This is a genomic window from Streptomyces sp. NPDC048496 (assembly GCF_043200055.1).
Taxonomy (GTDB): Bacteria; Actinomycetota; Actinomycetes; order Streptomycetales; family Streptomycetaceae; genus Streptomyces.
In genome coordinates this window covers 272,135-296,738 of sequence record NZ_JBICXB010000001.1, presented here as the reverse complement: position 1 = coordinate 296,738, position 24,604 = coordinate 272,135, and the positions used below count along the sequence as shown (strand labels likewise).

The window sequence follows — 24,604 nt, the reverse complement described above, 5'->3', positions numbered from 1 at the left end:
GCCGCGGACGGACTTCGTCGTATGCCGCCGAGCGCAGGACGGGGGCCCGGTCACGCTGTATGCGCGGCCCGGCAGCTGCTGACCTGCGCCGGGCGGAGCGTTCGGCCGGGCGATAGTCTGGTGCGAGCAGGGACTGGTGACGGTTGCTGCGCGGCGGTGGGGCCCGCCGTACCCGAACCGCGGCAGCAGTGCCGCCAACGGTCCCTACTTGCGGTGGAACGTGCTCGTGTCCGGGCACCCAGCAGGTAGGAGACATGCGCCCATGGGAGCCCAGCAGCCCCGAGCGACACCCGTGACGGATGGTCCCGACGGCACCCGGCGTGTCGCGCCCGTACCCGGGCAGCGCAGCCGGCAGCCGGGCGGGCAGTGGCCGGTCCTCGGCGTCATCGCCCTCGGCGGCGCCGCCGGAGCGACCGCCCGTTACGGGGCGTCGCTGATCTGGGGCACCCCGCCGGGCGGCTTCCCCTGGACGACACTGGTCGTGAATGTTCTCGGGTGCGCGGTGATCGGCGTGTTCATGGTCCTGATCAGCGACGTATGGGCGGCGCACCGGCTGGTGCGCCCGTTCTTCGGCACGGGGGTGCTGGGCGGGTTCACCACGTTCTCCACGTACGCCGCGGACATCGAACGGCTGGTGGACGGCGGCCGGGCCCGTACCGGCATCGCGTATCTCGGGCTGACGCTGCTGGCGGCGCTCGCCGCGGTGTGGAGTGCGGTGTGGGTGACCCGCCGCGTGCTGGCGTGGAGGCAGCCATGACGAGGGAGACGGAGCCTGCCGGGGCGGCCGAGCGGGGGCTGCGCCTGACGGTCCTGGTCGGGGAGTCCGACGTCTGGCACCACCGCCCCGTCTATGCGGAGATCGTGCACCGGGCGCACCGTGCCGGGCTGGCGGGTGCGAGTGCGTTCCGTGGCATCGAGGGGTTCGGCGCCTCGTCGCGGATCCACACCCAGCGACTGCTGTCGCTGAGCGAGGACCTGCCGGTGGCGGTCGTGATCGTGGACGCCGAGGACCGGATCCGCGCGTTCCTGCCGCTCATCGACGAACTGACCGGGGACGGCGTCGTCGTCCTCGACGCGTGCGAGATCGTCCGCCGCCGCGACCGGGAGGAGGGCCGGTGACCTGGCTGCTGGTGATCGTCGGCGCCGCGATCGGCGCCCCGCTCCGCTATCTGACCGACCGTGCGGTCCAGGTCCGGCACGACACGGTCTTCCCGTGGGGGACGTTCGCGGTGAACGTGGCGGGATCCCTGCTGCTGGGGCTGCTGACCGGCGCGGTGGCGGCCGGTGCCGCCTCGTCGCAGGTCCAGCTGTTCGTCGGTACGGGGCTGTGCGGGGCGCTGACGACGTATTCGACGTTCGGTTACGAGACGCTGCGGCTGGCCGAGGACGGCGCGAAGTTCTACGCGGCGGCCAATGTCGTGGCGAGCGTGGTGGCGGCGCTGGGCGCGGTGTTCGCCGGGGTCGCGGTCGCCGAGGCGCTCTGGCAGTGACACACCATCACTCCTCCCGTGTACGCCAACGGGTGTGCCGTCGCCCGCAATCCCGCCACCCGCACCGCCGAGCAGCCACGGCAGGGCTGCCGTGACTGCTGGGCGGATACGCGTACGGACGGTCGGCGCGATCCGCCGATGCACGACGGGTCCGGCGACACGCGGTCGCCGAACGCGCGTTGCGGGTAAGGAACTTCATGATTCCTTCGACCCGGCCCGTCGGCTCCGGTCAGGCGGTGCGGCGCGCCGGTGCCGGGCGGCGGTTGCGGCGGCCGCGGGACGACGGGCCGCCGCTCCTGGGACGCTCCGTCGCCGACGCCGTGATGGTGACGGGTACACCCGAGGGCGCCTGCGCGCCGGTGATCCGGCTCAGCTCGGCCTCGCCGGAGCGGACCTGGGCGATCTTCGGGATGATGCCGGCGTCGGCCATCAGACGCGTCATCTCGCGGCGCTGGTTGGGCAGCACCAGCGTGACGACGGAGCCGGACTCACCGGCCCGGGCGGTGCGGCCGCCGCGGTGCAGGTAGTCCTTGTGGTCGCTCGGCGGGTCGACGTTCACGACGAGGTCGAGGTTGTCGACGTGGATGCCGCGCGCCGCCACGTTCGTGGCGACCAGCACCGTGACATGTCCGGTCTTGAACCGGCTGAGGGTGCGGGTGCGCTGCGGCTGCGACTTGCCGCCGTGCAGGGCGGCGGCCCGTACGCCGCTGTTCAGGAGGTGATCGGTGAGCTTGTCCACAGCGTGCTTGGTGTCCAGGAACATGATCACCCGGCCGTCGCGGGCCGCGATCTCCGTCGTGGTGGCGTACTTGTCCGCGCCGTGGACGTACAGCACATGGTGTTCCATCGTCGTCACCGCACCGGCCGCCGGGTCGACGGAGTGGACCACCGGGTCGTGCAGATAGCGGCGGACCAGCAGGTCGACGTTGCGGTCCAGAGTGGCCGAGAACAGCATCCGCTGCCCCTCCGGCTGCACCTGGTCGAGCAGCTCGGTGACCTGCGGCATGAACCCCATGTCGGCCATCTGGTCGGCCTCGTCGAGGACGGTGACGGAGACCTGGTCCAGCCGGCAGTCGCCGCGCTCGATGAGGTCCTTGAGCCGGCCCGGCGTGGCGACGACGACTTCGGCGCCGCCACGCAGTGCGCCGGCCTGCCGGCCGATCGACATGCCACCGACGACGGTCGCGAGGCGCAGCCTCAGCGACTTGGCGTACGGGGTGAGCGCGTCGGTGACCTGCTGGGCCAGCTCCCGGGTCGGGACGAGGACCAGGGCAAGCGGGTGCCGGGCCTCGGCGCGCCGTCCTGCGGTACGGGCCAGCAGGGCGAGGCCGAAGGCGAGCGTCTTGCCGGAGCCGGTGCGGCCGCGGCCGAGCACGTCGCGCCCGGCGAGCGAGTTCGGCAGGGTGGCGGCCTGGATCGGGAACGGCTCGGTCACGCCCTCGGCGGCGAGCGCCGCCAGCAGGGGCGCGGGCAGGTCCAGGTCGGCGAAGGCCTCGACGGCGGGCAGCGCCGGAGTAATGGTCTTCGGCAGGGCGAACTCGCCCTGTTTGGCGGCGGGCCGGCGGCCGTAGCCACCGGAACCGGAGCGATATCCGGAACCGGAACGGTAGCCGGAACCGGAACGGCTCGGGGCTCCGCCGCGGTTGCCGGAGTGGCGGTCGTTCGTGCGCGTTGAGCGGTTCAAGGAGAACCCTTCCTCGATATGGCGCGTATCGAGGAATTCCGCGCGGCAGTGGAGCGGCGGAGGAATCGCAAGAACGGGCCGATGAAATGCGTGGACGAAGCCCGGCTGCGAAAGGTGAGCCGTGTCCGACACGGTGGATGGTGAACCGTGTCCGTCACAGGGACGGGGCCGGCACACGGGTGCGGGCCCGGACAAGCAACGAGCTGGGGGCCCGCGCAGGGGTGCGGGCCCGGAAAAAGCAACGAGCTGGGGCCCGCACCCGAAGGTGCGGGCCCCAGCTGCGCAAGTGCGTCTCAGCGCGTCAGGCGCCGGAGCATCTGCAGGATCACGCGGGGGTGATGTTCTCCGCCTGCGGGCCCTTCTGGCCCTGCGTGATGTCGAAGTTCACCTTCTGGCCCTCCTGCAGCTCACGGAAGCCACTCGCGGCGATGTTCGAGTAGTGGGCGAAGACGTCAGCGCCGCCACCGTCCTGCTCGATGAAGCCGAAGCCCTTTTCCGCGTTGAACCACTTGACGGTGCCAGTAGCCATGTTTTATCTCCTTCTGGGGCAGTGCCCGGGGACCCGCACTGTGCCGGTCCCGCGTCGCCGCAATGATTACCCCGTCCGGAATGATGATGCCGGAAATACAAAAGCGCGCCCATCAGCCAATTGTGGAGACAAGAGCACTTGGAGTTTTGGGAACCACAACTGCAACTGGATCCACCGTAGCACGATGCAAGCGACCGCGCGCGGCGTGTAATTACACTCCGCCCGGCATGCCATAAACCCTCATCGCGCATTGCATAAAATTCTGTGCTAGCGACAACAGATATGTGCCCCGGCGCCGAGCCGCAGCGTCGGAACCCGGCCTCAGGACCCCGAACCCGCCACCGGCCGGCGCAGCTCCGCGTTGAGGCGCAGGGCCTCTTCGAGCTGGTCCTCCAGGATGACGATGCGGCAGGCGGCCTCGATCGGCGTGCCGCCGTCGACGAGTTCGCGCGCACGGGCGGCAACGCGCAACTGATAGCGGGAGTAGCGGCGGTGGCCGCCCTCGGACCGCAGGGGCGTGATCAGGCGCGCTTCGCCGATCGCCCGGAGGAAGCCGGGCGTGGCACCGATCATCTCCGCAGCTCGGCCCATGGTGTAGGCGGGGTAGTCGTCGTCATCGAGCCGGTCGGTGGCATGCGGAGGGGTTCCTGGGGGCACTTGCACCTCTTCCGGGCCCGCGGCGAGAAGCGACTGGAGGTTTCCCTGACGTCGTTGACCGAAAAAGAAACTCTCATGGTGCGAGCCATCATCTCTATGGTAGCCGCGACAGATTTCCCGGACCGGACAGGGGAGATCACCCACCACACTCGAACGTGAGTGCTACTCGGATGCATGGTCGGCGCACTGATCAGCCGGTCAGTTGATGGCGGAGTGAGCAATGGTCATAATGTGCGAGTAGCCCTTCACGCATCCCCCGTCGTGAAGGGCTACGACTCGTTCCGGGCCCGACCGTGTGGCCGGGCCCGTGGACGCGCGGGCGTACGACGACTTCACGGGCAAGGGACTCCCCTCGTGGCCCCTTGCCCACGTTTTTTCGAGTTAACAGTGACGTAGAGTGTTTACGCAAGCCCACTCCTGACAGCGGAGCAGGTTGTTCCGCTATGTCTCGCCCGCCTCCCCACGCTGCGGGCCCCTCATCCCGGTTGGTTACAGTACGAGCCCGTCGACCGGATCCAGGCAGGCGCAGCATCCCAGGGGCGCGCGTGCCGGCGGACGTGAACGTGGGGGCCCCGATGGACAACGGCGAAGAGCGCGCGCCGGAGCTGCGGACGCTGCAGCAGAAGGTCGAATACATGGTGCAGGAGACCTTCCCCGGCCAGAAGATCTCGGGGCGGGTCTTCGCGGACCTGGTGAGGGAACGCGGCGGCTCGCTGTCGCACAGCTACTTTTCCAACATCCTCGCCGGGAAGGTCACCCAGCCGTCCGAGGACATCCTCAAGGCCCTCGGACTGGGCTTCGGCGTCGACTGGCGCTTCTTCAAGGAGGAGTCCGAGGTCGTCGATGACGTCGTCGCCGGGCTGCGGTTCCTCGCGAAGCGGCGTACCGGGGAGATCAGCGGGCTCGCCGGACGCGGCCTGGCCGACGACGGTCTGCCGCCGGAACTCCTGCAGTTCGCGCTCTCGCTCCTGGAGGACGCGAAAAACCGGCCCGGTACCCCCGCCGACGGCGAAGGCACCGGTTCCGCCACCGACGGCCCATCGGCGCAGTAGGCCGCCATGTCCCTGCGCGAGCTGCGGAAGGAGTGCGAGGCCGGACTGGCCGACCTCCCCATCCCCGCACCGTTCTCGATCGCCGGCCTGGTGGCCAACATCGAGGCGGCCCGCGGCCGCACCATCGTGCTGCACGAAATGCCCGACCGGCTGGCGCGCGTCAATGCCGCCTGCGGTCTGCGGCTCGCCTCCGGCTCGACCAGCTTCGTGCTCTACCGGCGGCGCCCGACCGCGTACCAGACCCAGCACGTCATCCTGCACGAGCTGTGCCACGAGTGGTTCGACCACGGCACCTCGCTCGACGCGGACCAGCTCCAGCGGCTGCTGCCCGTCTTCGACACGTCCCTGATCTCCCGGGTCGTGGACTCCGGCGTCGCCGACGCGCTGCGCGCGGGCGACTCCACCGTCCAGGCCCGTGCCCAGTACGACACGCACGACGAGCGGATCGCCGAGTTCGGCGCCTCGCTCATCCCCCGGATGGCCAGGGACGTGACCAGCGACGACATGGTGGGACGCCTCGCCAATTCGCTGTCACGCCCGGTCGCGCACCGCCGCCGCGGGCTGTTCCGCCGTACGTGACCCCGTCCCCTTCCCCCCCCACCCGGAGGAATCCCGCCGTGACCCCGCTCGACCTCGCCGGCTATCTCATAGCCGTCCTGATGACGGCTGTCGCCGTGTGGCGCATGCCGGCCGCCCTGTGGGGCGACGAGGAGGACAAGCGTCGCCGCGCCCTGTGGGGCTGCTACGCCGGATTCGCCGCCGCCCTGTGGACCAAGACCCGGGTGGTGCGGATCGGGCTCAACGACAGCCCGGTCACCGACCTCTCGGTTCTGATCAAGCACTACACCGCGACGATCGCGATCCTGGCGATCCTCAGCTACATCGTCGCCATCTACGGCCAGTACCCCGACGCCGGTGACGTCCCGCGGCACGTCCGGTTCGCCCGAGCGGTCCAGCAGGTGGCTGCCAAGGCGTCCGTCGCCACGCTGATCCTGCTGACGGTGCTCTTCTTCACCGTCGTCGACCGTTCCGTGCCGTCGGACCGCTTCGTCGCCGACCATGCGGGCCAGTGGGGCGCCACGCTGTACATGAGCGTGTTCTACCTCTACCTCGGCGCCGCGTCCGCGGTCTGCGCCTACCAGTGGGCGCTGGCCACCTCCGGTGCCGGGCTGCGCCATCTGCGGGTGGGGCTCGCGATGATGACGTTCGCGATGTTCATCGGGGTCGCCTACACGGTGAGCCGCACCCTGTTCCTGTGGGTCAGCGTCGTCGACCAGCCGAGTGCCGCCTTCGCACTGGAGTTCGACGAGGTCACCGAGGCCGCGCAGGTCGTGCTGTTCGCGTTCTTCGCGGTCGGCGCTTCCGTCCCCGCCCTCAGCAAGGGGCAGCGCCGGGCGAAGCTGTGGCGGGCCCAGACCCGACTGCACGCGCTCTGGTACGCGTTGATGACGGCGTTCCCCGACCAGCCGTTCGAGCCCCCGGCCTCGCTCCGCCGCGAACTGACCCGGTTCGACACCCCCGCGGATCTCCGGATCGACCGGTGGGCCGCCGATATCGCGGACGCGGTCGAGAAGCTGCGCCACTACGTACCGGACAGCCTGCTCCCGGCCACCGCGGCAGCTGCCGCGGCCGACGCCCCTTCCCCCGCGAAGGCCGGTCCGCTCGCCGACGCGTACTGGATCAAGGCCGCCCTCACCGCGATGAACACCGGTGCTCCCGCCGGGAGCGCCGCGGCGGTCGGCACCCAGCACGCCACCGACCAGGACAGTGAGGTGGCATGGCTGGTGCAGGTGGCGACGGCCTACCGGACCGTCACCGAGGACCGGGCCCGGGACGTACTGGCGGCTTCGGCGGCCATGGAGAGGACGGCATGACGACCACCGATCCGGCCACCGGCTCCGACCCGACGACGGCCTCGACCGCCCGCGCGGTCACGGACGTGCTGCAGCCCCGCAACCTTCTGCTGGCCGGCATGCTCGCCATCGGGACGGCCGCCGCCGGCCACTGGACCGGTCTGCTGTGGGGCCTGCTCGGCGCCCTGTGCGCGGGGATCGTCCCAGCCGGATACATCGAGTGGGAGCGGGGGCGCGGCACCTGGGGCGACCGGCATGTGGTCGACCGTACGAAGCGCGCACCGATCTTCCTCGTCATCCTCGGCTCGATCGGCGCGGGCTCGGTCGTCATGGTCCTCGGCCACGCGCCCACCGGGATCCTGGTGGCGATGCTGGCGCTGTGGGCGATGACGGTCGTGCTGCTGACCGTCAACACCGTCTGGAAGATCTCGGTGGACGCGTCGGTCGCCTCGGCGGTCGTCGCGCTGCTGGCCGCGGTCCACTCGCCGTGGTGGCTGCTCGCGTATGCGATGACGGTCGCCGTGTGCTGGTCACGGGTGGCGCTCGGGTACCACAGCGTCGCCCAGACGGTGGCGGGCTCGGCGCTGGGTGCGGGGACGGCGGCCGCGTTCCTGCTCGTCTGACGGCCACTCGGTTCCGCCGCCGCGTACTCCGGCCGCACAACGCTGCCCCGCGTTCCGGAGCCAGGTGCCGGTCCCGGACGCCGAGGACCCGGGCTTCGCCACCGCGATGTCCTGGCCCGCCACCCGTTCGGTCCGACGATTCCGTGACGTGCCCGCACGGTGCGGGGCCTGAGCCGGTGCCGGGCTCTAGTTTGACGGACATGCGCGTACTGCTCACCGGCGGAGCCGGTTTCATCGGGGGACACATCGCCGGGGCGCTGGCGGCGCGGAGGCACGAGGTGGTGGTGTTCGACGCGCTGCTGGAGTCGGCGCACGGCATGGGCGCCGGAGGCGGCCGGGACGGGCTGATCGTTGCCGATGTCCGGGACCGGGCGGCGGTGGCCGACGCGCTGCGGGGCGTCGACGCGGTCTGCCATCAGGCCGCGATGGTCGGTCTGGGCAAGGACTTCGCGGACGCCCCGGAGTACGTCGGCTGCAACGACCTCGGGACCGCCGTCCTGCTGGCGGAGATGGCCGCGGCCGGGGTGCGGAATCTGGTGCTCGCCGGTTCGATGGTCGTCTACGGCGAGGGTCGGTACGACTGCCCCCGGCACGGGCGGGTCCGGCCCGGGCCGCGGGCCGTGGACGATCTGGCGGCGGGCCGGTTCGAGCCGCGCTGCCCGGACTGCGGGGCGGAGCTGACGCCGGGGCTGGTGGGCGAGGACGCGCCCACCGACCCGCGCAATGTGTACGCGGCGACGAAGCTCGCCCAGGAACATCTGGCCGCCGCGTGGGCGCGCGCGACGGGCGGCCGGGCGGTGGCTCTGCGCTACCACAACGTGTACGGGCCGGGGATGCCGCGCGACACCCCGTACGCGGGGGTCGCCTCCTTCTTCCGCTCCTCGCTGGAGCGGGGCGAGGCGCCGCAGGTCTTCGAGGACGGCGGTCAGCGGCGGGACTTCGTCCATGTACGCGATGTGGCGGCCGCGAACGCGGTGGCACTGGAGGCCGTGGGGAGCCGCGGGGCGGGAAGTTTCGCCGCGTACAACACGGGGAGCGGGGATCCGCACACGATCGGCGAGATGGCGACGGCGCTGGCGTCCGCGCACGGCGGCCCGGCGCCGGAGATCACCGGCGGGTACCGGCTCGGAGACGTACGCCATGTGACGGCGGACTCGCGGCGGCTGAGGGAGGAACTGGGCTGGCGCCCGGAGGTGGGTTTCGCGGAGGGCATGGAGGAGTTCGCCGGGGCGGCGTTGAGGGGGGCGGTCACCACCGGTTGACCGACGGCCGCTCCGGCTCCGGCTGTCCCGCCCGGTCGGGACAGCCGGCGACCACCTCGGCAACCGTCGGACCGTCGACGAGAACACGGCCGCGCAGTCCGTCGGGGCGGGTCCGGGACCTGGGGTGTCCGGGATGTTCTTCATACGGTCCCCTTGGCATCCCGGCCCCCGGGTCGGGCAGTCGGCGGTCCGCCGAAGGGTCGATGTCCGTCTTCCGTAAGAACCTGAAGCCCGAAATGCCGGTTTTCGCTCCGTAGTGTGAGCGAGGTGACCGACTCCTACCCCGCCCGCTCCCCCCACGCCGACGTGATCCTCCCCTGTCTGGACGAGGCCGCCGCGCTGCCCCAGGTGTTGGGCCGTATCCCGGACGGCTGGCGCGCCGTCGTCGTCGACAACGGCTCCACCGACGGATCCGCGGAGCTCGCCCGCTCGCTCGGGGCGACCGTCGTACATGAGCCGCGACGCGGCTTCGGCGCCGCGTGCCAAGCCGGACTGCTCGCCGCCGAAGCGGAGTTCGTCTGCTTCTGCGACTGCGACGGTTCCCTCGACCCGGGTCTGCTGCCCGGCTTCGTACGCCGGATCGCCGACGGCGAGACCGATCTGCTGCTGGGGCGCCGCCGCCCCGAGGGACGTGGCGCGTGGCCGCTGCACGCCCGCGCCGGGAATCTGGCGCTGGCCCGGATGGTGCGCCGCCGGACGGGACTGCGCCTGCACGACCTCGGCCCGATGCGGGCGGCGCGCCGGGCCGACCTGCTGGCACTGGAGCTCACCGACCGGCGCAGCGGCTACCCGCTGGAGATGGTGGTGCGTGCGTCGGACGCCGGGCTGCGGGTCGCCGAGACCGATGTCCCATACCTGCCGCGTACGGGCAGGTCCAAGGTGACCGGCACCTGGCGGGGGACCTGGCATGCGGTACGGGACATGCGCGCGGTCCTGCACAGGCCGCCGGAACGGACGAGCGCGCAGACGGCCCGTCAGGAGGCGCCCCGATGAGCGTGCCCGGCCCGACCGCCCTCCTCGTCATCGCCAAGGAACCGCTGCCGGGACTGGTCAAAACCCGGCTCACGCCGCCTTTCACGCCCGCCGAGGCCGCACAGCTCGCCGAGGCGGCGCTCCGGGACACGCTGCGCACGATGCTCTCGCTGCCCGCCCGGCGGCGCGTACTCGTGCTGGACGGGCGGCCGGGGCCCTGGCTGCCGGCGGGCGTCGAGGTGGTGGCGCAGAGCTCCGGCGGACTCGACGAGCGGCTCGCGGCGGCGTTCGCCGGCTGTACCGGTCCGGCCCTGCTCATCGGCATGGACACCCCGCAGATCTCCGCCGCCCAGCTGGCGCCCGCGCTCTCCCCGGACGCCTGGGACGACTGCGACGCCTGGTTCGGCCCCGCCGACGACGGCGGCTTCTGGGCACTCGGCCTGGCTGCCCCCGACCCGGACCTGGTGCGCGGCGTGCCCATGTCCGTCCCGCAGACCGGTGCCGTCCAGCGGCGGCGTCTCGTCGATGCCGGACTGACCGTGCGCGATCTGCCGCGGCTGCGGGACGTGGACACGGCGGCGGACGCCGCGCACGTCGCCGCCGCCGCACCGCACGGGGAGTTCGCCGCGGCGCTGGCCCGGCTGACTGCGGCGGCGGCCCGGTGAGCGGTACGGTGCCGGACCGCGGCGCCACGAGCACGGCAGGTTCCGAAAAAGAGGACCTCGCCCCGTGGTCCACCGATCCCTACGCCGACGCGCTGCGCAACGGCCACGGTCCGCTCTTCCTGCGCCGTACGGACGGCTGGCTGCTGCCCCTGGACGTCGAGCGCTGGTGTGCGCAGGCCGACGCCGCCGACCTGTCGGCGCTGCGCCGCTGCGAAGGGCCGGTCCTCGACATCGGGTGCGGTCCCGGCCGCCTCGTCGCGGAACTGGCCTCCCGCGGCCACCGCGCACTCGGCATCGACGTCAGCGCCGCCGCTGTCGCCCGCACGCTCCGGATCGGCGGCTCGGCGCTGCACCGTTCCGTCTTCGACCCGCTTCCCGGTGAGGGCCGTTGGGGCACCGTGCTGCTGATCGACGGCAACATCGGCATCGGCGGCGATCCGCACGGTCTCCTGCTGCGCACCGCGGACCTCCTCGCCTCCGGCGGGCTCCTCATCGCGGAGACGTCGCCGCTGGACATCGACGAACGGGTCCAGGTCCGGTTGTACGACGGTCGCCTCGCGCCGGAAGGGACCGATGAGGAGGACCGGGCCGCCACCGGGGGCGCGCTGTTCCCCTGGGCCCGGCTCGGCACCCCGGCCCTGCTCCGGTACGCGCAGCCGAACGCCTGGCGGGCCGTCGATCAGTGGGTGTCGGACGGCCGCCCCTTCATCGCCCTGCGCCGCACCCGGAGGGTCCGGACGCCCAGCCAGAACGCCGACACCGCGAACAACGCGGCCGTGATCAGCAGCCAGTTCCCGAGGAACACATCGGGGGAGAGCCCGCTCGCCGGCTTGTAATGGGTCGCCTTCCTGCTGATCAGCGGGAACCACATCAGCAGGAGCAGCCCGGAGAGAAAGGCGGGCACGCGGACGAAGTTGACCAGCCCGGAGCGTGGTCCCAGCACCGCGCGTACGCCCCGGTCCGCCGTCGCGTACACCGGCAGCAGCACGAGATCGTGCACCACCGCGGCGCCGACGAACCACACCGCGACACCGGACGTGTCCCCCTCCAGCAGCCGCACACCCGCGTAGCCCGCGAGGGCGAAGGTGGCGGCCAGGAGCAGGAGATGCAGCGGCGCTTCCCCGTACCAGCGCCTGAAGACCGCCGCGGACCGCGGGCCGTTCGTCCTCCGCATCACAGCTCTCCGAACGTCAGCCGGGTCACCCATTTGGTGTTGAGCACGCCGGGCGCGGCCGGGACGATGATCCGCGCCGGGTACCCGTGGTCCAGCGACAGCGTCTCGCCGTTGACCTCCAGCGCCAGCAGCGAGCGCGGGTCGCGCACCTGGTTGTCGCGGAGCGCGGCCTTCCGGAACGGCCCGCTGTGCTGCACGGACTCCACGAACACCCACGGCGGCCGGTCCGGATACCCCGCGAGCGCCGCCAGATCCCGCAGCCGCACCCCACGCCACCACTGATCCGCGGTCGACCAGCCCTCCACGCACGCGATCGGCAACGCGGCGCTGTACTGGTCCATGGCCAGGAGCTGTTCCCGGGTGAACACGAGTTCCCCGGCGGGTCCACTGACGGTCAGCCGCCACCGTTCACCCGTGTCCGCCGGGGTGATCCGGACGGCCGCGGCCGTCTTGTTGATCTGGAAGCCGTTGGGCCCCGTCCCGGGGTCGGCGACCCCGCGCGGGGTGAGGAGCGCGGTGCCGCGCAGCACGTCGAAGCTCCGGCCCACCGAGGTGACCAGCAGGAGGAGCGACCCGGCGCCCACCATGGCGAAGGTGCCACGCCGGGAGATGGTCGGCGTATCGGGGGCCGGGGACGCCAGCTCATCGGTCCCACCCCGCAGTTCACCGCTGCGCAGCACCCGTACGGCCCGCGGGAGCTTCAGCCCGACGTGGGCGACGAACCCGGCGAAGAACACCCACGCCCCGTAGAAGTGGAGCGTGTAGAACGACCCCGGGAACACGTAGAACACCTGGATGTTGAGCAGCCCGGTGATGAACTCGAACAGCGCCCCGCCGACGAGCAGCAGCAACGACACCCGTTCCAGGGCGTGCCCCACCGACCGGACCGGCGGCAGCGCGAAAAACTTCGGGATCACCGACCACAGCTTCGCCAGCAGTACCGGTACGAGCACGATGCCGCCCGTGACGTGCAGCCCCTGTGTCAGCCGGTACAGCCAGTGCGGTGCGGTCGGCCAGGCGAACAGGTAGAACCCCAGCGGTCCCTTGCCCGGCGTCTTGTCGTTGACCGGCGCAAGATCCGGGTTGTACGCGGCGTACGACAGCAGCCCCGTCACGAACACCAGCGTCAGCCCGACGAGGAGGACGAGCCCAAGCACCGCGGTGAACCGGACGCCGCGCACGGGGCTGCGCCAGAACCCGGGGGAGGAGGGCAGCCGATCCGTGGTCCGGAGCCGTTCGAGAACGGCCGGGACCCGCCTCGCGGACGGTCCGCCGTCCGATGGCCCAGCACGGCCCGTCCCACCGAAGCGGAACGGGAACCGGAACGCTCTGCTGTGACGACTGTTACCCATGTCCCGACGCTAAGCCCGAGGTCTCGGGCCGCAGCGCGTACGACTCCTGACGAAACCCCGACGTCACTCCCGAAGTCCGCCAACCGGGCCAAGATCTGACAGTTCGATGACGCGCCCCCGGTGGCACCACCCGTCATCGCCCCGCCCTGCATAGCGTGCCTGTGTGAAGACCGAGGAGCACGTGAAACGCGAGCAGCGCGCCGCCGGCCGGCGCGCCACCGGCCGACGCCGCGACCTGATCGCCGCCGCCGCCGGTGTCCTGCTGGTCACGGCCGCCGTGCTGGTCGGCCGGGCGATCCAGGACGCCGACGGCAGCCTCTACGTCAACTGGCCGCCCCTGCTGGCGTCCTGGTACCCGCACACCGGCCCCGGCACCCCGGCCGCCGTGGTCGTCGCCGCGGCCGTCGTCGCGTACGGGCCGGTCCTCGCCGGCCGGCTGCCCTGGCGGGGTCTGCTCGCGACCGCGTGGGCGGCCTCCCTCGGCTGGATCTTCTCCCTGGCGATGATCGACGGCTGGGGGCGAGGCATCGCCGAACGGCTCACCACGAAGCATGAATACCTGCGGGTCATCAGCCGTTTCGACGATATCGGCGCAGCGTTGCGCGGATTCAACACGCACATCCTGGTCGGCCCCCCGGGCAACTGGCCCGCCCATGTCGCCGGTCATCCGCCGGGCGCCACGCTCACCTTCGTACTGCTGGACCGGATCGGGCTGGGCGGCGGGGGCTGGGCCGGTGTCTGGTGCATCGTGCTCGGCGGCTCCGCCGTCGTCGCCGCCCTGATCACGGTGCGCGCCCTCGCCGACGAGCGCCTCGCCCGCCGCGCCGCCCCGTTCCTCGTCCTCGCGCCGATGGCGGTCTGGACCGGCGCCTCGGCGGACGCCTGGTTCGCCGCGGTCGCCGCGTGGTCGGTCGCCCTCCTCGCCCTGGCCGCAACCCGTCGGACCCGGCCGGGCCGCGCCGCCGCGGCCGCCCTCGCCTCCGGCCTCCTCTACGGCCTGACCTGCTATCTCTCGTACGGCCTGACGCTCATCGCGCTCCTGCTCCTCGCCGTCCTGCTCCTCGCCCGCACCGCGCGCCCCCTTCCGCCTCTCCTGCTCGGGGCGCTCGTCGTGCCGGTCGCGTTCACCCTGGCGGGCTTCAACTGGTGGGAGGGATACCGGCTGTTGGTCGAGCGCTACTACCAGGGGGCCGGCGGGATCCGTCCGTACGCCTACTGGGTCTGGGCGAACCTCGCGGCCACCACGATCGCCGCCGGTCTCGCCACCGTCGCCGGTCTCCGCCGGGCCGCGGCCGGCGCCCCGTCCGCCGTCCGCGCCGTCCGCACCGGCGCCACCTCCGCACCGCAGCGGCTGAGCCTCCTCGCCCTGGCCGCGCTCCTCGCCCTCCTCGTCGCGGATCTGTCCGGGATGAGCAAGGCCGAGACGGAACGCATCTGGCAGCCGTTCGTCCTCTGGCTGCTGCCCGCCACCGCACTGCTCCCTCCGTCCGCCCGTCGCGGCTGGCTGACGGCGCAGGCGGCCGTCGCCCTCCTCGTCAACCACCTGCTCTGGACCGGGTGGTGAGTTCGGGAAACACGTTGAACCGATCACGCACGGGGTACGGGTTGCCCCGTGCCGACATTCGAGATCACCACCGCAAGCGCCGCCGACATCGACATGCTGGGCGAGTGGGCCCACGCCGAACGCGACGGTTTTCTCGCCCCGTAGGTCGCCGCCCCCTGCGCACCGCTCTCGCCGCCGTGGCCCACGGGGAGGTGCAGGGCTTCGCCGTGCTGCGCCCGTGCCGTACGTCGTCACGCATCGGCCCGCTGCACGCCACGTCGCCCGACGTGGCCGCCGCCCTGGTGAGCGCCCTCTCGGCCACTGCACCGGAGACGGAGATCGCCGTCGACGTACCCGACATCAATCCGGCGGCGGTCCGACTCGCCGAACAGCTGGGTCTCACCCCGTCGTTCGAGACAGCCCGCATGTACACGGGTCCGACGCCGGACGTCGACCACACCGGACTGTTCGACATCACCAGCCTGGAACTCGGCTGACCGGCGGATGCCCCGACCGCCGCCCCCGGTCCGCCCCGCATCCGCGCAGCACGCTTCAGTGCACGTGCGGCCCGCCCGTCGTCTCCGGCTTCCCCTGCGGCACCAGTCCGAACGCGACGACCGCACCGGCCCCGGCCGCCGCCGCGCAGACCGTGAACGCGTCGGCGAACCCGCCCACCGCACCGCCCTCGATCCCGGCTGCCGCGACCGTGGAGACGACCGCCACTCCGATCGCGCCGCCCACCTCGTGGAACGTGTTGACCACCCCGGACGCGAGCCCCGCCTCGTGGTGCCCGACCATCCCCAGCGCCGTCGTGGTCGCGGTGACGAAGACCGCGCCGAGCCCGAGCGCGGCGACGGAGAGGCCGGGCAGCAGCGCCCCGTACACGCTGCTGTCCGCTCCCAGCCGGGTCAGCGGTACGGAACCGGCGGCGGCGGTCACCATCCCGGCGACCGCTGTCCCGCGGCTGCCGGCCGTCCCGACCAGCCGCGACCCCAGATGCGCGCCGAGCCCGACCGCGACGGCCACCGGCAGGAACACCAGCCCGGTCCGCATCGGGGTGAACCCTCGCGCATGCTGCAGATAGACCGACCCGAGGAAGAAAAAGGCGATCAGCAGCGCCGTCGCGACCAGCATCAGGAACGCGCCCGCGAGCACCGGCCGCCGGGTGAACATCCGCAGATCCATCAGCGGCCGCTCGGCCGCCCGTTCGACGCCCGCGAACGCCCCGTACAGGAGCACGGCCCCCGCGACCGGCACGAGGACGGCGGCCGACCCCCACCCGGCGTCCCCCGCCTCGACCAGTCCGTAGATGAGGGCCCCGGTCCCGGCCGTGACCAGCAGCGCGCCGGGCAGATCGAGCCGGGCGGAGGGCTGGGGGGCGCGCGCCGGGACGAGGGCGGGTACGGCGGCGAGCAGGGCGATCCCGACGGGCACATTGATGTAGAAGACCCACTGCCACCCGGGGCCGCCGGTCAACGCACCGCCGAGCAGCACTCCGATCGCCGACCCGGTCCCGCCGATCGCCGCCCACACCCCGAGCGCCTTGTTGCGCTCCGCGCCGTGGAACGAGGTGGTGACGAGGGACAGGGCGGCGGGTGACAGCAGCGCCGCCCCCACCCCTTGGGCGATCCGGCCCCCGATCAGCACGGGGGCGCCGTCGGCGAGCCCGGCGCCCAGCGAGGCGACGGTGAAGAGGGCCAGCCCCGCAAGGAGGGTGCGGCGCGCGCCGAGGGCGTCGGCGAGCCGGCCGCCGAGCAGCATCAGCCCGCCGAAGCAGAGGGTGTACGCGGTGACGACCCAGGTCAGGGTGGTACGGCCGAGGTGCAGGTCGGCGGCCATGTCGGGCAGTGCGACGTTCACGACGGTGACGTCGAGGACGAGCATGAACTGCGCGACGCAGACGAGGGCGAGCGTCGCCCAGCGACGCGGTTGGGCGGGCGGATGCCCGGCCTGATGTTCGGCCGGATGCTGTACGTGCGTCTCATGCGGACTCATGAACTGAACTGTACGGGCCAGTTCATGTGAACTCAACTGTTCAGTTCAGCTGGCTGTTAGCCTTGCCCCATGACCATGCAGAGCAGCCGCCGGGGGAACGCCAAGCAGCCACCCGGCGGACCGCGCGCCGAGGCCAAGCGGCGGGCCATCGTCAAGGCCGCCCGTGAGGCGTTCCTGCGGGAGGGGTTCGGCGTCGGGATGGACGCCATCGCCGCCGAGGCGGGCGTGTCGAAGGTGACCGTCTACAACCACTTCGGCAGCAAGGAAGCGCTGTTCACGGCTGTCATCGCCGGCGCACTGGACGAGCCCCTGGGCGGCCCTTCGGCCGCCGCACTGGCCGGACTCGCCGACGCCGAAGACCTGCGCACCGCCTTCGTCGAGGCGGCCCGCACGTGGGTGGCCGCCGTCCGCGACAACGCCGACGTCATCGCCCTGCGCAACCTCGTCGCCGCCGAACTGCACCGCTTCCCGGAGTTGGCGAACGCCTGGCAGGGCCACGGCCCCGAGGGCCACCACCCCGCCGTCGCCGACGCCCTGCGCACCCTCGCCGACCGGGGCCGCCTGACCATCCCGGACCTGGAGACGGCGATCATCCAGCTGTACGCGCTGCTGGTCTTCCCGCACCTGGTCTTCAGCTCGTACGGCACGGCCATCGGCGACCCGGTCACGGACCGCCTGATCACCAGCGGCGTCGACATGTTCCTGGGCCACTACGCCGCGGCGGGGCCCACCGGCTGAACGCCCCCGGCGTCCCGGTTCAGCGCGTCGATGAGCGCGTACGACAGATGGTCCGCTCCGTGCGAGGGGGGCGCCGATCCGCCGGACGTACCTCCTGGCCGCGGAAGCCATCACCGTACCGAGCATGCTGTACCGGAACATCGCCGAACACCGCGCATCCGTCGCACACAAGGGACCCGCCATGGGATCGTCACCACAAGTCGGCCAGCCCGTCCAGGACTTCACACTGCCGGGCGGAACGCTCGCCGGAGGCACGTTCGAACGCCGCGACTACACGCTCTCGGACGCCCGCGGCCGTACCGTCGTCCTCGCCTTCTACCCGGGCGACAACACGGCCGTCTGCACCAAGCAGCTCTGCTCGTACTCCTCCGGCCTGGAGACCTTCACCGGTCTCGACGCGGAAGTCTGGGGAATCAGTCCACAGGGTGTGGACAGTCACGAGTCGTTCGCCCGCACGTACGGTCTGCGGATGCCGCTGCTCGCGGACACCGGACGGGAGGTCGCCCGGGCGTACGGGATCACGGCGCCCGGGATCGGGGTGCGCCGCGCCGTGTTCCTGATCGGGCCGGACGGCGTGCTGCGGTGGAAGCATGTCGCGGTCCTCGGGGCCACCTTCCAGTCGCTGGACACGCTCGCCGACCACATCTCCGGCACCAAGAACGAGTAAAAGATTGCCGGACCCCGGCAATGTCACGACCCGAGTGTGTATGGCATCATCCAGCCAGCTCGACGGAAACATTCGGGGGATTTCGCAGATCGGGAAAGGTGATCACATGACCTTGTTTCTCGGTCTGGGCGTTGCGGGGGTCGTGCTCCTCGCCCTCTCCCTGATCTTCGACGGAATCCTCGAAGGGCTCTTCGGGGGCGTACTCGACGGGCTCTTCGACGGCCTCCTGTCCCTCCCCGTCATTGCCGGATTTCTCTCGATGCTCGGCTTCGGCGGCGCGATCGTGCTCGGCGCCACCGGTGCCGGTACGGTCGCCGCGACCGCGGCCGGACTGGTCGCCGGACTGGTCGCGGCCTGGCTGACCTGGAAGTTCAGCCGTGCCCTGATGCGCGATCAGACCGCCGCCACACCGCGGGGCGCCGATCTCGTCGGCACGTCCGGGTCCGTCGTCACGGCCATCCCGGCCGACGGCTACGGCGAGGTCCTGCTGCGGCTCGCGGGCCAGCCCGTGAAACTCGCGGCGAAGAGCCCGGTGCCGGTCGAGCGCGGCACCGAGATCTGGGTGGAGGCCGCACTCTCGACCACCTCGGTCGCGGTCCGCCCCGTCGAGCGCTGACCACCCACTGAACCGAGCTGCCGTTCCCGATCGGGAGGCAGGGGGGACCCCTTATGAGCCCAGTTGTGACCGCCGTCGTCGGAGTCGTCGTACTTCTCGTACTCCTCGGCCTCGTGGTGATCACCCGCTACAAGGTCGCCGGGCCGAGCGAGGCCTTCATCATCACCGGCCGGCGCGGCAAGAAATCGACCGACCCGGTGACCGGACGCACCAGCATCGACAACAGCGGGCAGAAGGTCGTCGTCGGCGGCGGCGTCTTCGTCGTCCCGTTCGTGCAGCAGAAGTTCACCCTGGACCTCTCCAGCCGGCACATCCCGGTCGCCGTGCGCGGAGCCGTCACCCTGCGCGGTGTGAAGTCCCACCTCGAAGGCGTCGCGATCGTCAAGGTCGGGGGCAACGAGGACGCGATCCGGGCCGCCGCCCAGCGGTTCCTGCAGCAGCAGGACGGCATCGTCGGCTTCACCCAGGAGGTTCTCTCCGGCGCGCTGCGCGCCATCGTCGGCCGGATGTCGGTCGAGGACATCATCCGCGACCGCGCCGCGTTCGCCGGCCAGGTCGCCGAGGAGGCCGAGGCCAGCCTCTCCGGCCAGGGCCTGATCCTGGACGCCTTCCAGATCCAGGACATCACCACCGAGGGCTCCTACCTCGAAGACCTCGGCCGCCCCGAGGCCGCCCGCGCCAAGCAGGAGGCGGACATCGCCGAGGCGATCGCCAAGCGCGCGTCCGAGCAGGCCCGCCTCAAGGCCGCCGAGGAAATCGCCGTCGCCGAGCGGACGTTCTACCTCAAGCAGGCCGAGATCAAGGCCGAGACGGAAGCGGCGGCGGCCAAGGCCAACGCCGCGGGGCCGCTCGCCGAGGCCGCCCGCCAGCAGGAAGTCCTGGAGGAGCAGGAGAAGGTCGCCCAGCGCCAGGCGGCCCTGACCGACCGCGAGCTCGACACCAAGGTCCGCAAGCCCGCCGACGCCGCCCGTTACCAGGCCGAGCAGGAGGCCGAGGCCCGCCGCATCGCCCAGGTCAAGGAGGCCGAGGCGGACGCGGAGCGCTCCCGCCTCACCGGTCAGGGCGAGAAGCTCCACCGCTCGGCGCTCGCCGACGCCGTCCGCATCGAAGGCGAGGCGGAAGCCGCCGCCATCGCCGCGAAGGGCGCGGCCGAGGCCGAGGCCATGCGGAAGAAGGCGGACGCGTTCGCCCAGTACGGCGACGCGGCGGTGCTCCAGATGCTGGTCGAGGTACTCCCGCACGTCGTCGCCAAGGCGGCCGAACCGCTCAGCGCGATCGACAAGATGACGGTCATCTCGACGGACGGCGCGAGCCAGCTGTCGCGCACGGTCGCGGACAACGTCGCGCAGGGCATGGAACTGCTCAACGCCACGACGGGCGTCGACCTGGCGGCACTGCTGAAGAACCTGAAGGGCGGGTCGGCTTCGGACACCGCGACGGAGATCCCGGCGCAGGCCCCGGCCACGGCATCGGCCAACGGCAAGATCGAGATCACCGACTGACGCCGTTCCCGATCCCCACGTGCCCGGCGGTGAGCAGCAAACCGCCGGGCACGGCTGCGTCCGGACTCGGCCGCCTCCCAGGGCCGCGCGCCGATCACGCCGTCTCCGCGGGTGAGCAGGATCTCCGTGCGCACGGGCACCAGGCGGCGGAACCCTCCGGTTAAGGTAATGGAAGGTTAAAGAGATCACCAAGTGCGTCGCCCTGGCGCCGCGCGCCTCGGGAGGAAGCCATGGGAACCCACCGGACCACGCTGCCCGGAGTCGGTGTGCAGTACGACTACATCACCGAGTCGGGACAGCACATCTCCGTCGTCGTCCACCACGACGGGCGCCGGTTCATCGGGTTCTACGAGCGCGACGATCCCGATTCGTGTCAGCTCTCCGTGGCCCTGACTCCACGGGAGGCGACCGGACTCGCCCACCTCATCGACGCCGCGCCCATCGACGCCGTACGGACCGAGGGCATCGATCTCGTCACCGAGCACATACCGCTCGGGTCGCGCTCCCCGTACGGGGGCCGGCTGCTCGGGGACACCCGGGCCCGGACCCGGACCGGGGCGTCGATCGTGGCCGTGCTGCGGACGCACAGTGCGCATCCGTCGCCCGGGCCGGACTTCCGGCTGGCCATCGGGGACACGCTGGTCGTCGTCGGAACGCGTGAGGGCGTCGACGCGCTCTCCGAGATCATTGCGGAGGGCTGACCGTGCACGACACGACCGCACTGCTGGTGGAGCTCGGCTCCGTCATATTGGGGCTCGGGATCATCGGACGGTTCGCCGGGCGGATAGGGCTTTCGCCGATCCCGCTCTACCTGCTGGCCGGGCTGGCGTTCGGGGACGGGGGGCTGCTGCCCCTCGGGGCCAGTGAGGAGTTCACCGCCGTCGGCGCCGAGATCGGCGTCATTCTGCTGCTGCTCCTGCTGGGGCTGGAGTACAGCGCGTCCGAGCTGGTGACCAGCCTGAAGACGCAGTACCCGTCCGGGGCCGTCGACTTCGTACTCAATGCGACGCCCGGCGCGGTGGCTGCGCTGCTGCTCGGGTGGGGGCCCGTGGGGGCCGTCGCACTGGCGGGGGTCACCTGGATCTCGTCGTCCGGCGTCATCGCGAAGGTACTCACCGACCTGGGGCGGCTGGGGAACCGGGAGACGCCCGTCATTCTCGGGGTTCTCGTCATCGAGGACCTGTCGATGGCCGTCTATCTGCCGCTGCTCACCGCGATGGTCGCCGGTGCCGGTCTGGCCGGGGGCAGTATCGCCCTGCTGATCGCCCTCGGTACCGTCGGTCTGGTTCTCTACGTGGCGCTGCGGCACGGCCGGCTCATCAGCCGGGCCGTGTCCTCCGACAATCCGGAGATGCTGCTGCTCGTCGTGCTCGGGCTGACCGTCCTGGTGGCCGGTGTGGCACAGCAGTTGCAGGTGTCCGCGGCGGTGGGGGCGTTTCTCGTCGGGATCGCGCTCTCGGGAGAGGTCGCGGAAGGGGCCCGCAAGCTGCTGACGCCGTTGCGCGATCTGTTCGCCGCCGTCTTCTTCGTGTTCTTCGGTCTCTCCACCGACCCGTCCGACATTCCGCCCGTGCTGCTGCCCGCGCTGCTGCTGGCCCTCGTCACCGTCTTCACCAAGATCGGCACCGGGTGGTACGCCGCCCGGCGCGCCGGGATCGGGTCGCGCGGGCGGTGGCGGGCCGGCGGGACGCTGGTCGCGCGCGGTGAGTTCTCCATCGTCATCGCCGGTCTGGCCGTGGCGACCGAGCCCCGTATCGGGCCGATCGCCACCGCGTACGTCCTGATTCTCGTCATCATCGGTCCGCTCACCGCCCGTTGGACCCAGCCCGTCGTGGCCAGGATCCGGACGTGGCGGGACGGCGGGGGTGGCGCGTCCGGGGGCAGTGTGCCTGTCGCCCGCACGGAGATGCCTGTCGTCGAGCACGCCTCGGCCGCCGACTGAGAGCTCCTCTGAACCGCTCTCAGAGCGGGGTCGCCTCGTGCAGGATCCGCACCAGCGTCACTGTCGCGTTCAGCGACGACAGCGCCGACACCGTGGTTCCGACGGTGGCCACCAGTCCCGCCCAGGCGACATGCGCGGACGACGGGGGCCACAGCCGGGTCGGCGGGACCGGCTCCAGGAGCGCTGCGACCCGGCGCGGGATCGGGCCCACCGCCGCGAACGCGGCGAACGCGGGCCGGGCGGTCGGCGAACGGTGCGCGAAGAGCGCCGCCTTGCCGACCGCGACCGCCACCGCCCGCCGGTCACCGATCGTCTGCGCCGCCTCCTCGTCCGCCCACCGCTCCGTGCTGTACGCCACCGCCGTACGCAGCGGCAGCAGGAACGGGTTGGCGCGCGCGGCAAGTTGGGCGGCCAGGAGGTAGCGGTGGTGACGGGCGGCCAGATGGGCCTGCTCGTGGGCGACGAGCGCCCGGCGTTCGCGGGCGGTCAGGCACTCCATCATCGCCGTCGACACGACCACCCGGCCGGGGGTGCCGGGAAGTGCGTACGCGTACGGCTCCGGGTCCGGCAGCACGGCGACCGCGGACGGCTGCTCCGGGAGGGACTGCAGGGCCCGTGTGGCGCGGATGCGTTGGCGTACGTGGCGATGGACCGCCGACCCGCAGGCCACGACCACCGCCGCCAGCACCCCGATCGCGACGATGCCCGCCTTCTCCTCGTACGGCACCGCCGCACGCACCTCGAGGTCCGACCAGCCGTCCGGCAGCGGGTTGCCGGGGAGCTGGGCCGTGCCCACCACCATCAGCAACGCCAGGCACACCGTGCTGCACAGGGCGAGCGTCGTGCCGACGGCCGCCAGCAGGCGGGTGGCGCTGCGCGGGTGCAGATGCTGTTCGGCGAGGCGCGCGATCGGCAGCGCGGTCAACGGCAGCACGAGGGGCAGGTAGACGAAGACGCCCATGGGTCAGCCCTCGTCCTTCTCCATCGTCTGCGCCAGCAGCGCGCGCAGGCGTTCCTCGTCGCCCGGGGACAGCGCCGAGACGAACCGGGCGAGTACGGCCTCGCGGTCCCGTTCGCCGTCCAGGACCCGACGCATCCGCAGCGCGGCGAGACCGGCCTCGTCGGAGGCGGACGTCCAGGTGTAGGAGCGGCCCTGGCGGGCACGGGTCACGCACTTCTTCTCGTACAGACGGGACAGGATCGTGATGACGGTGGTGTACGCGAGGTCGCCGTCGAGGTGTTCCTGCACCCAGCCCGCCGTCGCGGAGCCGTTCGCCGAGCGCAGAACGGCGAGGACCTGGGCCTCCAGCTCACCCTGTCCGCGCTTGCGGGGGCGCCGGCCGTCGGAGGCGGGACCCGCCGGGGGCACGTTGTCGTCGGACAGTTCGTTGTGCGGGTGGTGGCTGGCCCCGGCCGTGTCCATCGTGGTGACTGCCCTTCGTGCGATGCCGCGTCGGCCACGGCGTCGCAGCATCGTACTGAAGGCCGGTTCCCGGACGTAGTGGGCGACCATCCTGCTCACTTCTACACGTCTGTAGAGTTGGATCTCGTTCCGGCAACGCAACGCAAGCAACGTATGGAGACGTCATGGCACTGTGGGATCGGATCAAGGAATCCGCGACGACGATGCAGTCACAGCTCGAGGCGAAGAAGAACGACCTGAAGAGCGGTGCGTTCCGCGACGCGAGCATGGCCATGTGCGCCCTGGTCGCCGCTGCCGACGGTTCCATCGACCCGTCCGAGCGCCAGCGCGTCGCCTCGCTCATCGCCACCAACGAGGTGCTCCAGAACTTCCCCGCGGACGACCTGCAGCGGCGTTTCAACGAGTACGTGAACAAGCTCACCGCCGACTTCGCCTTCGGCAAGGTCAGCGTGCTCCAGGAGATCGGCAAGGCGAAGAAGAAGCCGGCCGAGGCGCGTGCCGTCATCCAGATCGGCATCGTCATCGGCGGCGCCGACGGCGACTTCGACAAGTCGGAGCAGGCCGTCGTCCGGGAGGCGTGCTTCGCGCTCGACCTTCCGCCGCACGAGTTCGACCTCTAGTGCCTCGACGGCCCCACTGACCGCCGGGAGCATCCCGCGGTCCGACTGACCATCGGACCGCACCCGGCCAGGCCGGGGACTCGCGACTCCCCCCGAACGAATCCCCGGCCGCCCATCCCCAGGACTCCGCCTCCGTGCCGCGTACGCATCGCGTCACGGAGGCGGGGTCCTGCGTCAAGCCGGCGCCGGACGGGACCGCACGGATCCTCGTACGGCGTGAGAGCCTGTCGGGTGACCTTCGATCG

General features: G+C 71.8%; 26 protein-coding genes and 1 pseudogene. 20 read left to right on the top strand and 7 right to left on the bottom strand.

The features are described from left to right. The first annotated feature begins 262 nt into the window (after nucleotides 1-262). Genes ACGFSA_RS01375 through crcB form a run of 3 tightly spaced genes read left to right on the top strand, consistent with a single transcriptional unit; the run spans nucleotide 263 to nucleotide 1,490 of the window. Nucleotides 263-757, top strand: coding sequence for a fluoride efflux transporter FluC (locus tag ACGFSA_RS01375; protein WP_393297934.1), 495 nt, complete (start codon nucleotides 263-265; stop codon nucleotides 755-757). Beyond that, complete coding sequence (locus ACGFSA_RS01370; protein WP_393297931.1) at nucleotides 754-1,119, top strand: DUF190 domain-containing protein; 366 nt, start codon at nucleotides 754-756, stop codon at nucleotides 1,117-1,119. The genes ACGFSA_RS01375 and ACGFSA_RS01370 overlap by 4 nt, the downstream gene beginning before the upstream one ends. Further along, a complete protein-coding gene (gene crcB / locus ACGFSA_RS01365) occupies nucleotides 1,116-1,490 on the top strand; it encodes a fluoride efflux transporter CrcB (protein WP_393297928.1) in 375 nt (124 codons plus the stop codon). The genes ACGFSA_RS01370 and crcB overlap by 4 nt, the downstream gene beginning before the upstream one ends. Nucleotides 1,491-1,719: 229 nt before the next feature. Here the strand turns inward: crcB and ACGFSA_RS01360 are convergent, their stop codons facing one another. The 3 genes from ACGFSA_RS01360 to ACGFSA_RS01350 form a co-directional block, all read right to left on the bottom strand. Then, complete coding sequence (locus tag ACGFSA_RS01360; RefSeq protein ID WP_393297925.1) at nucleotides 1,720-3,174, bottom strand: DEAD/DEAH box helicase; 1,455 nt, start codon at nucleotides 3,172-3,174, stop codon at nucleotides 1,720-1,722. Between the two features lie 325 nt (nucleotides 3,175-3,499). Further along, the gene (locus ACGFSA_RS01355) at nucleotides 3,500-3,703 is read right to left on the bottom strand and encodes a cold-shock protein (protein WP_393297922.1); all 204 of its coding nucleotides are present in this window, start codon (nucleotides 3,701-3,703) and stop codon (nucleotides 3,500-3,502) included. Between the two features lie 321 nt (nucleotides 3,704-4,024). Further along, nucleotides 4,025-4,360, bottom strand: coding sequence for a MerR family transcriptional regulator (locus tag ACGFSA_RS01350; RefSeq protein ID WP_393297919.1), 336 nt, complete (start codon nucleotides 4,358-4,360; stop codon nucleotides 4,025-4,027). Between the two features lie 575 nt (nucleotides 4,361-4,935). On the opposite strand from ACGFSA_RS01350, the gene ACGFSA_RS01345 reads away from it, so the two are divergent. From ACGFSA_RS01345 to ACGFSA_RS01310, 8 genes are all read left to right on the top strand, one after another. Further along, nucleotides 4,936-5,412: a hypothetical protein gene (locus ACGFSA_RS01345; RefSeq protein WP_393297915.1), complete on the top strand. Its 477-nt coding sequence runs from the start codon at nucleotides 4,936-4,938 to the stop codon at nucleotides 5,410-5,412. Nucleotides 5,413-5,418: 6 nt separating this feature from the next. Continuing rightward, nucleotides 5,419-5,991 carry a toxin gene (locus tag ACGFSA_RS01340; protein ID WP_393297912.1) on the top strand — a complete coding sequence of 191 codons (573 nt, stop codon included), beginning with the start codon at nucleotides 5,419-5,421 and terminating at the stop codon, nucleotides 5,989-5,991. 38 nt (nucleotides 5,992-6,029) lie between these two features. Next, nucleotides 6,030-7,286, top strand: coding sequence for an MAB_1171c family putative transporter (locus ACGFSA_RS01335; RefSeq protein ID WP_393297909.1), 1,257 nt, complete (start codon nucleotides 6,030-6,032; stop codon nucleotides 7,284-7,286). Next, the gene (locus ACGFSA_RS01330; protein WP_393297906.1) at nucleotides 7,283-7,888 is read left to right on the top strand and encodes a hypothetical protein; all 606 of its coding nucleotides are present in this window, start codon (nucleotides 7,283-7,285) and stop codon (nucleotides 7,886-7,888) included. The genes ACGFSA_RS01335 and ACGFSA_RS01330 overlap by 4 nt, the downstream gene beginning before the upstream one ends. Before the next feature lie 200 nt (nucleotides 7,889-8,088). Continuing rightward, nucleotides 8,089-9,150, top strand: a complete 1,062-nt coding sequence (locus ACGFSA_RS01325) for an NAD-dependent epimerase/dehydratase family protein (protein ID WP_393297903.1) — start codon at nucleotides 8,089-8,091, stop codon at nucleotides 9,148-9,150. Nucleotides 9,151-9,408: 258 nt separating this feature from the next. After that, nucleotides 9,409-10,143, top strand: coding sequence for a glycosyltransferase family 2 protein (locus tag ACGFSA_RS01320; RefSeq protein WP_393297900.1), 735 nt, complete (start codon nucleotides 9,409-9,411; stop codon nucleotides 10,141-10,143). Further along, complete coding sequence (locus tag ACGFSA_RS01315) at nucleotides 10,140-10,787, top strand: DUF2064 domain-containing protein (RefSeq protein ID WP_366691494.1); 648 nt, start codon at nucleotides 10,140-10,142, stop codon at nucleotides 10,785-10,787. The genes ACGFSA_RS01320 and ACGFSA_RS01315 overlap by 4 nt, the downstream gene beginning before the upstream one ends. Nucleotides 10,788-10,795: 8 nt before the next feature. Further along, entirely contained in the window at nucleotides 10,796-11,623 is an 828-nt protein-coding gene (locus tag ACGFSA_RS01310) for a class I SAM-dependent methyltransferase (RefSeq protein WP_393298378.1), read from the top strand. Nucleotides 11,624-11,960: 337 nt separating this feature from the next. On the opposite strand, the gene ACGFSA_RS01305 is transcribed toward ACGFSA_RS01310, so the two are convergent. Beyond that, on the bottom strand, nucleotides 11,961-13,313 hold the full coding sequence (locus ACGFSA_RS01305) for a molybdopterin-dependent oxidoreductase (RefSeq protein ID WP_393297897.1): 1,353 nt from the start codon (nucleotides 13,311-13,313) through the stop codon (nucleotides 11,961-11,963). A gap of 163 nt (nucleotides 13,314-13,476) precedes the next feature. Here ACGFSA_RS01305 and ACGFSA_RS01300 point away from each other — a divergent pair, with 163 nt between their 5' ends. Both ACGFSA_RS01300 and ACGFSA_RS01295 read left to right on the top strand, forming a co-directional pair. Further along, entirely contained in the window at nucleotides 13,477-14,877 is a 1,401-nt protein-coding gene (locus tag ACGFSA_RS01300) for a hypothetical protein (RefSeq protein ID WP_393297894.1), read from the top strand. Nucleotides 14,878-14,991: 114 nt separating this feature from the next. Then, nucleotides 14,992-15,353, top strand: a pseudogene (locus ACGFSA_RS01295) (GNAT family N-acetyltransferase); the annotation flags it as partial. A 55-nt stretch (nucleotides 15,354-15,408) separates the two neighbouring features. Here the strand turns inward: ACGFSA_RS01295 and ACGFSA_RS01290 are convergent. Further along, the gene (locus ACGFSA_RS01290) at nucleotides 15,409-16,851 is read right to left on the bottom strand and encodes a DHA2 family efflux MFS transporter permease subunit (RefSeq protein WP_393297891.1); all 1,443 of its coding nucleotides are present in this window, start codon (nucleotides 16,849-16,851) and stop codon (nucleotides 15,409-15,411) included. A gap of 69 nt (nucleotides 16,852-16,920) precedes the next feature. Here ACGFSA_RS01290 and ACGFSA_RS01285 point away from each other — a divergent pair, with 69 nt between their 5' ends. The 6 genes from ACGFSA_RS01285 (at nucleotide 16,921) to ACGFSA_RS01260 (ending at nucleotide 22,316) form a co-directional block, all read left to right on the top strand. Beyond that, nucleotides 16,921-17,589 carry a TetR/AcrR family transcriptional regulator gene (locus ACGFSA_RS01285; RefSeq protein WP_393297888.1) on the top strand — a complete coding sequence of 223 codons (669 nt, stop codon included), beginning with the start codon at nucleotides 16,921-16,923 and terminating at the stop codon, nucleotides 17,587-17,589. Nucleotides 17,590-17,770: 181 nt separating this feature from the next. Further along, nucleotides 17,771-18,256, top strand: coding sequence for a peroxiredoxin (locus ACGFSA_RS01280; protein ID WP_393298375.1), 486 nt, complete (start codon nucleotides 17,771-17,773; stop codon nucleotides 18,254-18,256). A 106-nt stretch (nucleotides 18,257-18,362) separates the two neighbouring features. Next, entirely contained in the window at nucleotides 18,363-18,872 is a 510-nt protein-coding gene (locus ACGFSA_RS01275; RefSeq protein ID WP_393297885.1) for a hypothetical protein, read from the top strand. A gap of 53 nt (nucleotides 18,873-18,925) precedes the next feature. Further along, entirely contained in the window at nucleotides 18,926-20,374 is a 1,449-nt protein-coding gene (locus tag ACGFSA_RS01270) for a flotillin family protein (RefSeq protein WP_393297882.1), read from the top strand. Between the two features lie 230 nt (nucleotides 20,375-20,604). Beyond that, the gene (locus ACGFSA_RS01265; protein ID WP_358856938.1) at nucleotides 20,605-21,075 is read left to right on the top strand and encodes a TrkA C-terminal domain-containing protein; all 471 of its coding nucleotides are present in this window, start codon (nucleotides 20,605-20,607) and stop codon (nucleotides 21,073-21,075) included. 2 nt (nucleotides 21,076-21,077) lie between these two features. After that, nucleotides 21,078-22,316 carry a cation:proton antiporter gene (locus ACGFSA_RS01260; protein ID WP_393297879.1) on the top strand — a complete coding sequence of 413 codons (1,239 nt, stop codon included), beginning with the start codon at nucleotides 21,078-21,080 and terminating at the stop codon, nucleotides 22,314-22,316. A gap of 19 nt (nucleotides 22,317-22,335) precedes the next feature. Here the strand turns inward: ACGFSA_RS01260 and ACGFSA_RS01255 are convergent, their stop codons facing one another. Then, nucleotides 22,336-23,277 carry a M56 family metallopeptidase gene (locus ACGFSA_RS01255; RefSeq protein WP_393297876.1) on the bottom strand — a complete coding sequence of 314 codons (942 nt, stop codon included), beginning with the start codon at nucleotides 23,275-23,277 and terminating at the stop codon, nucleotides 22,336-22,338. A 3-nt stretch (nucleotides 23,278-23,280) separates the two neighbouring features. After that, nucleotides 23,281-23,739, bottom strand: a complete 459-nt coding sequence (locus ACGFSA_RS01250; protein WP_393298372.1) for a BlaI/MecI/CopY family transcriptional regulator — start codon at nucleotides 23,737-23,739, stop codon at nucleotides 23,281-23,283. Nucleotides 23,740-23,903: 164 nt separating this feature from the next. On the opposite strand from ACGFSA_RS01250, the gene ACGFSA_RS01245 reads away from it, so the two are divergent. Further along, nucleotides 23,904-24,359 carry a TerB family tellurite resistance protein gene (locus ACGFSA_RS01245; RefSeq protein WP_327245505.1) on the top strand — a complete coding sequence of 152 codons (456 nt, stop codon included), beginning with the start codon at nucleotides 23,904-23,906 and terminating at the stop codon, nucleotides 24,357-24,359. Nucleotides 24,360-24,604 lie beyond the last annotated feature (245 nt).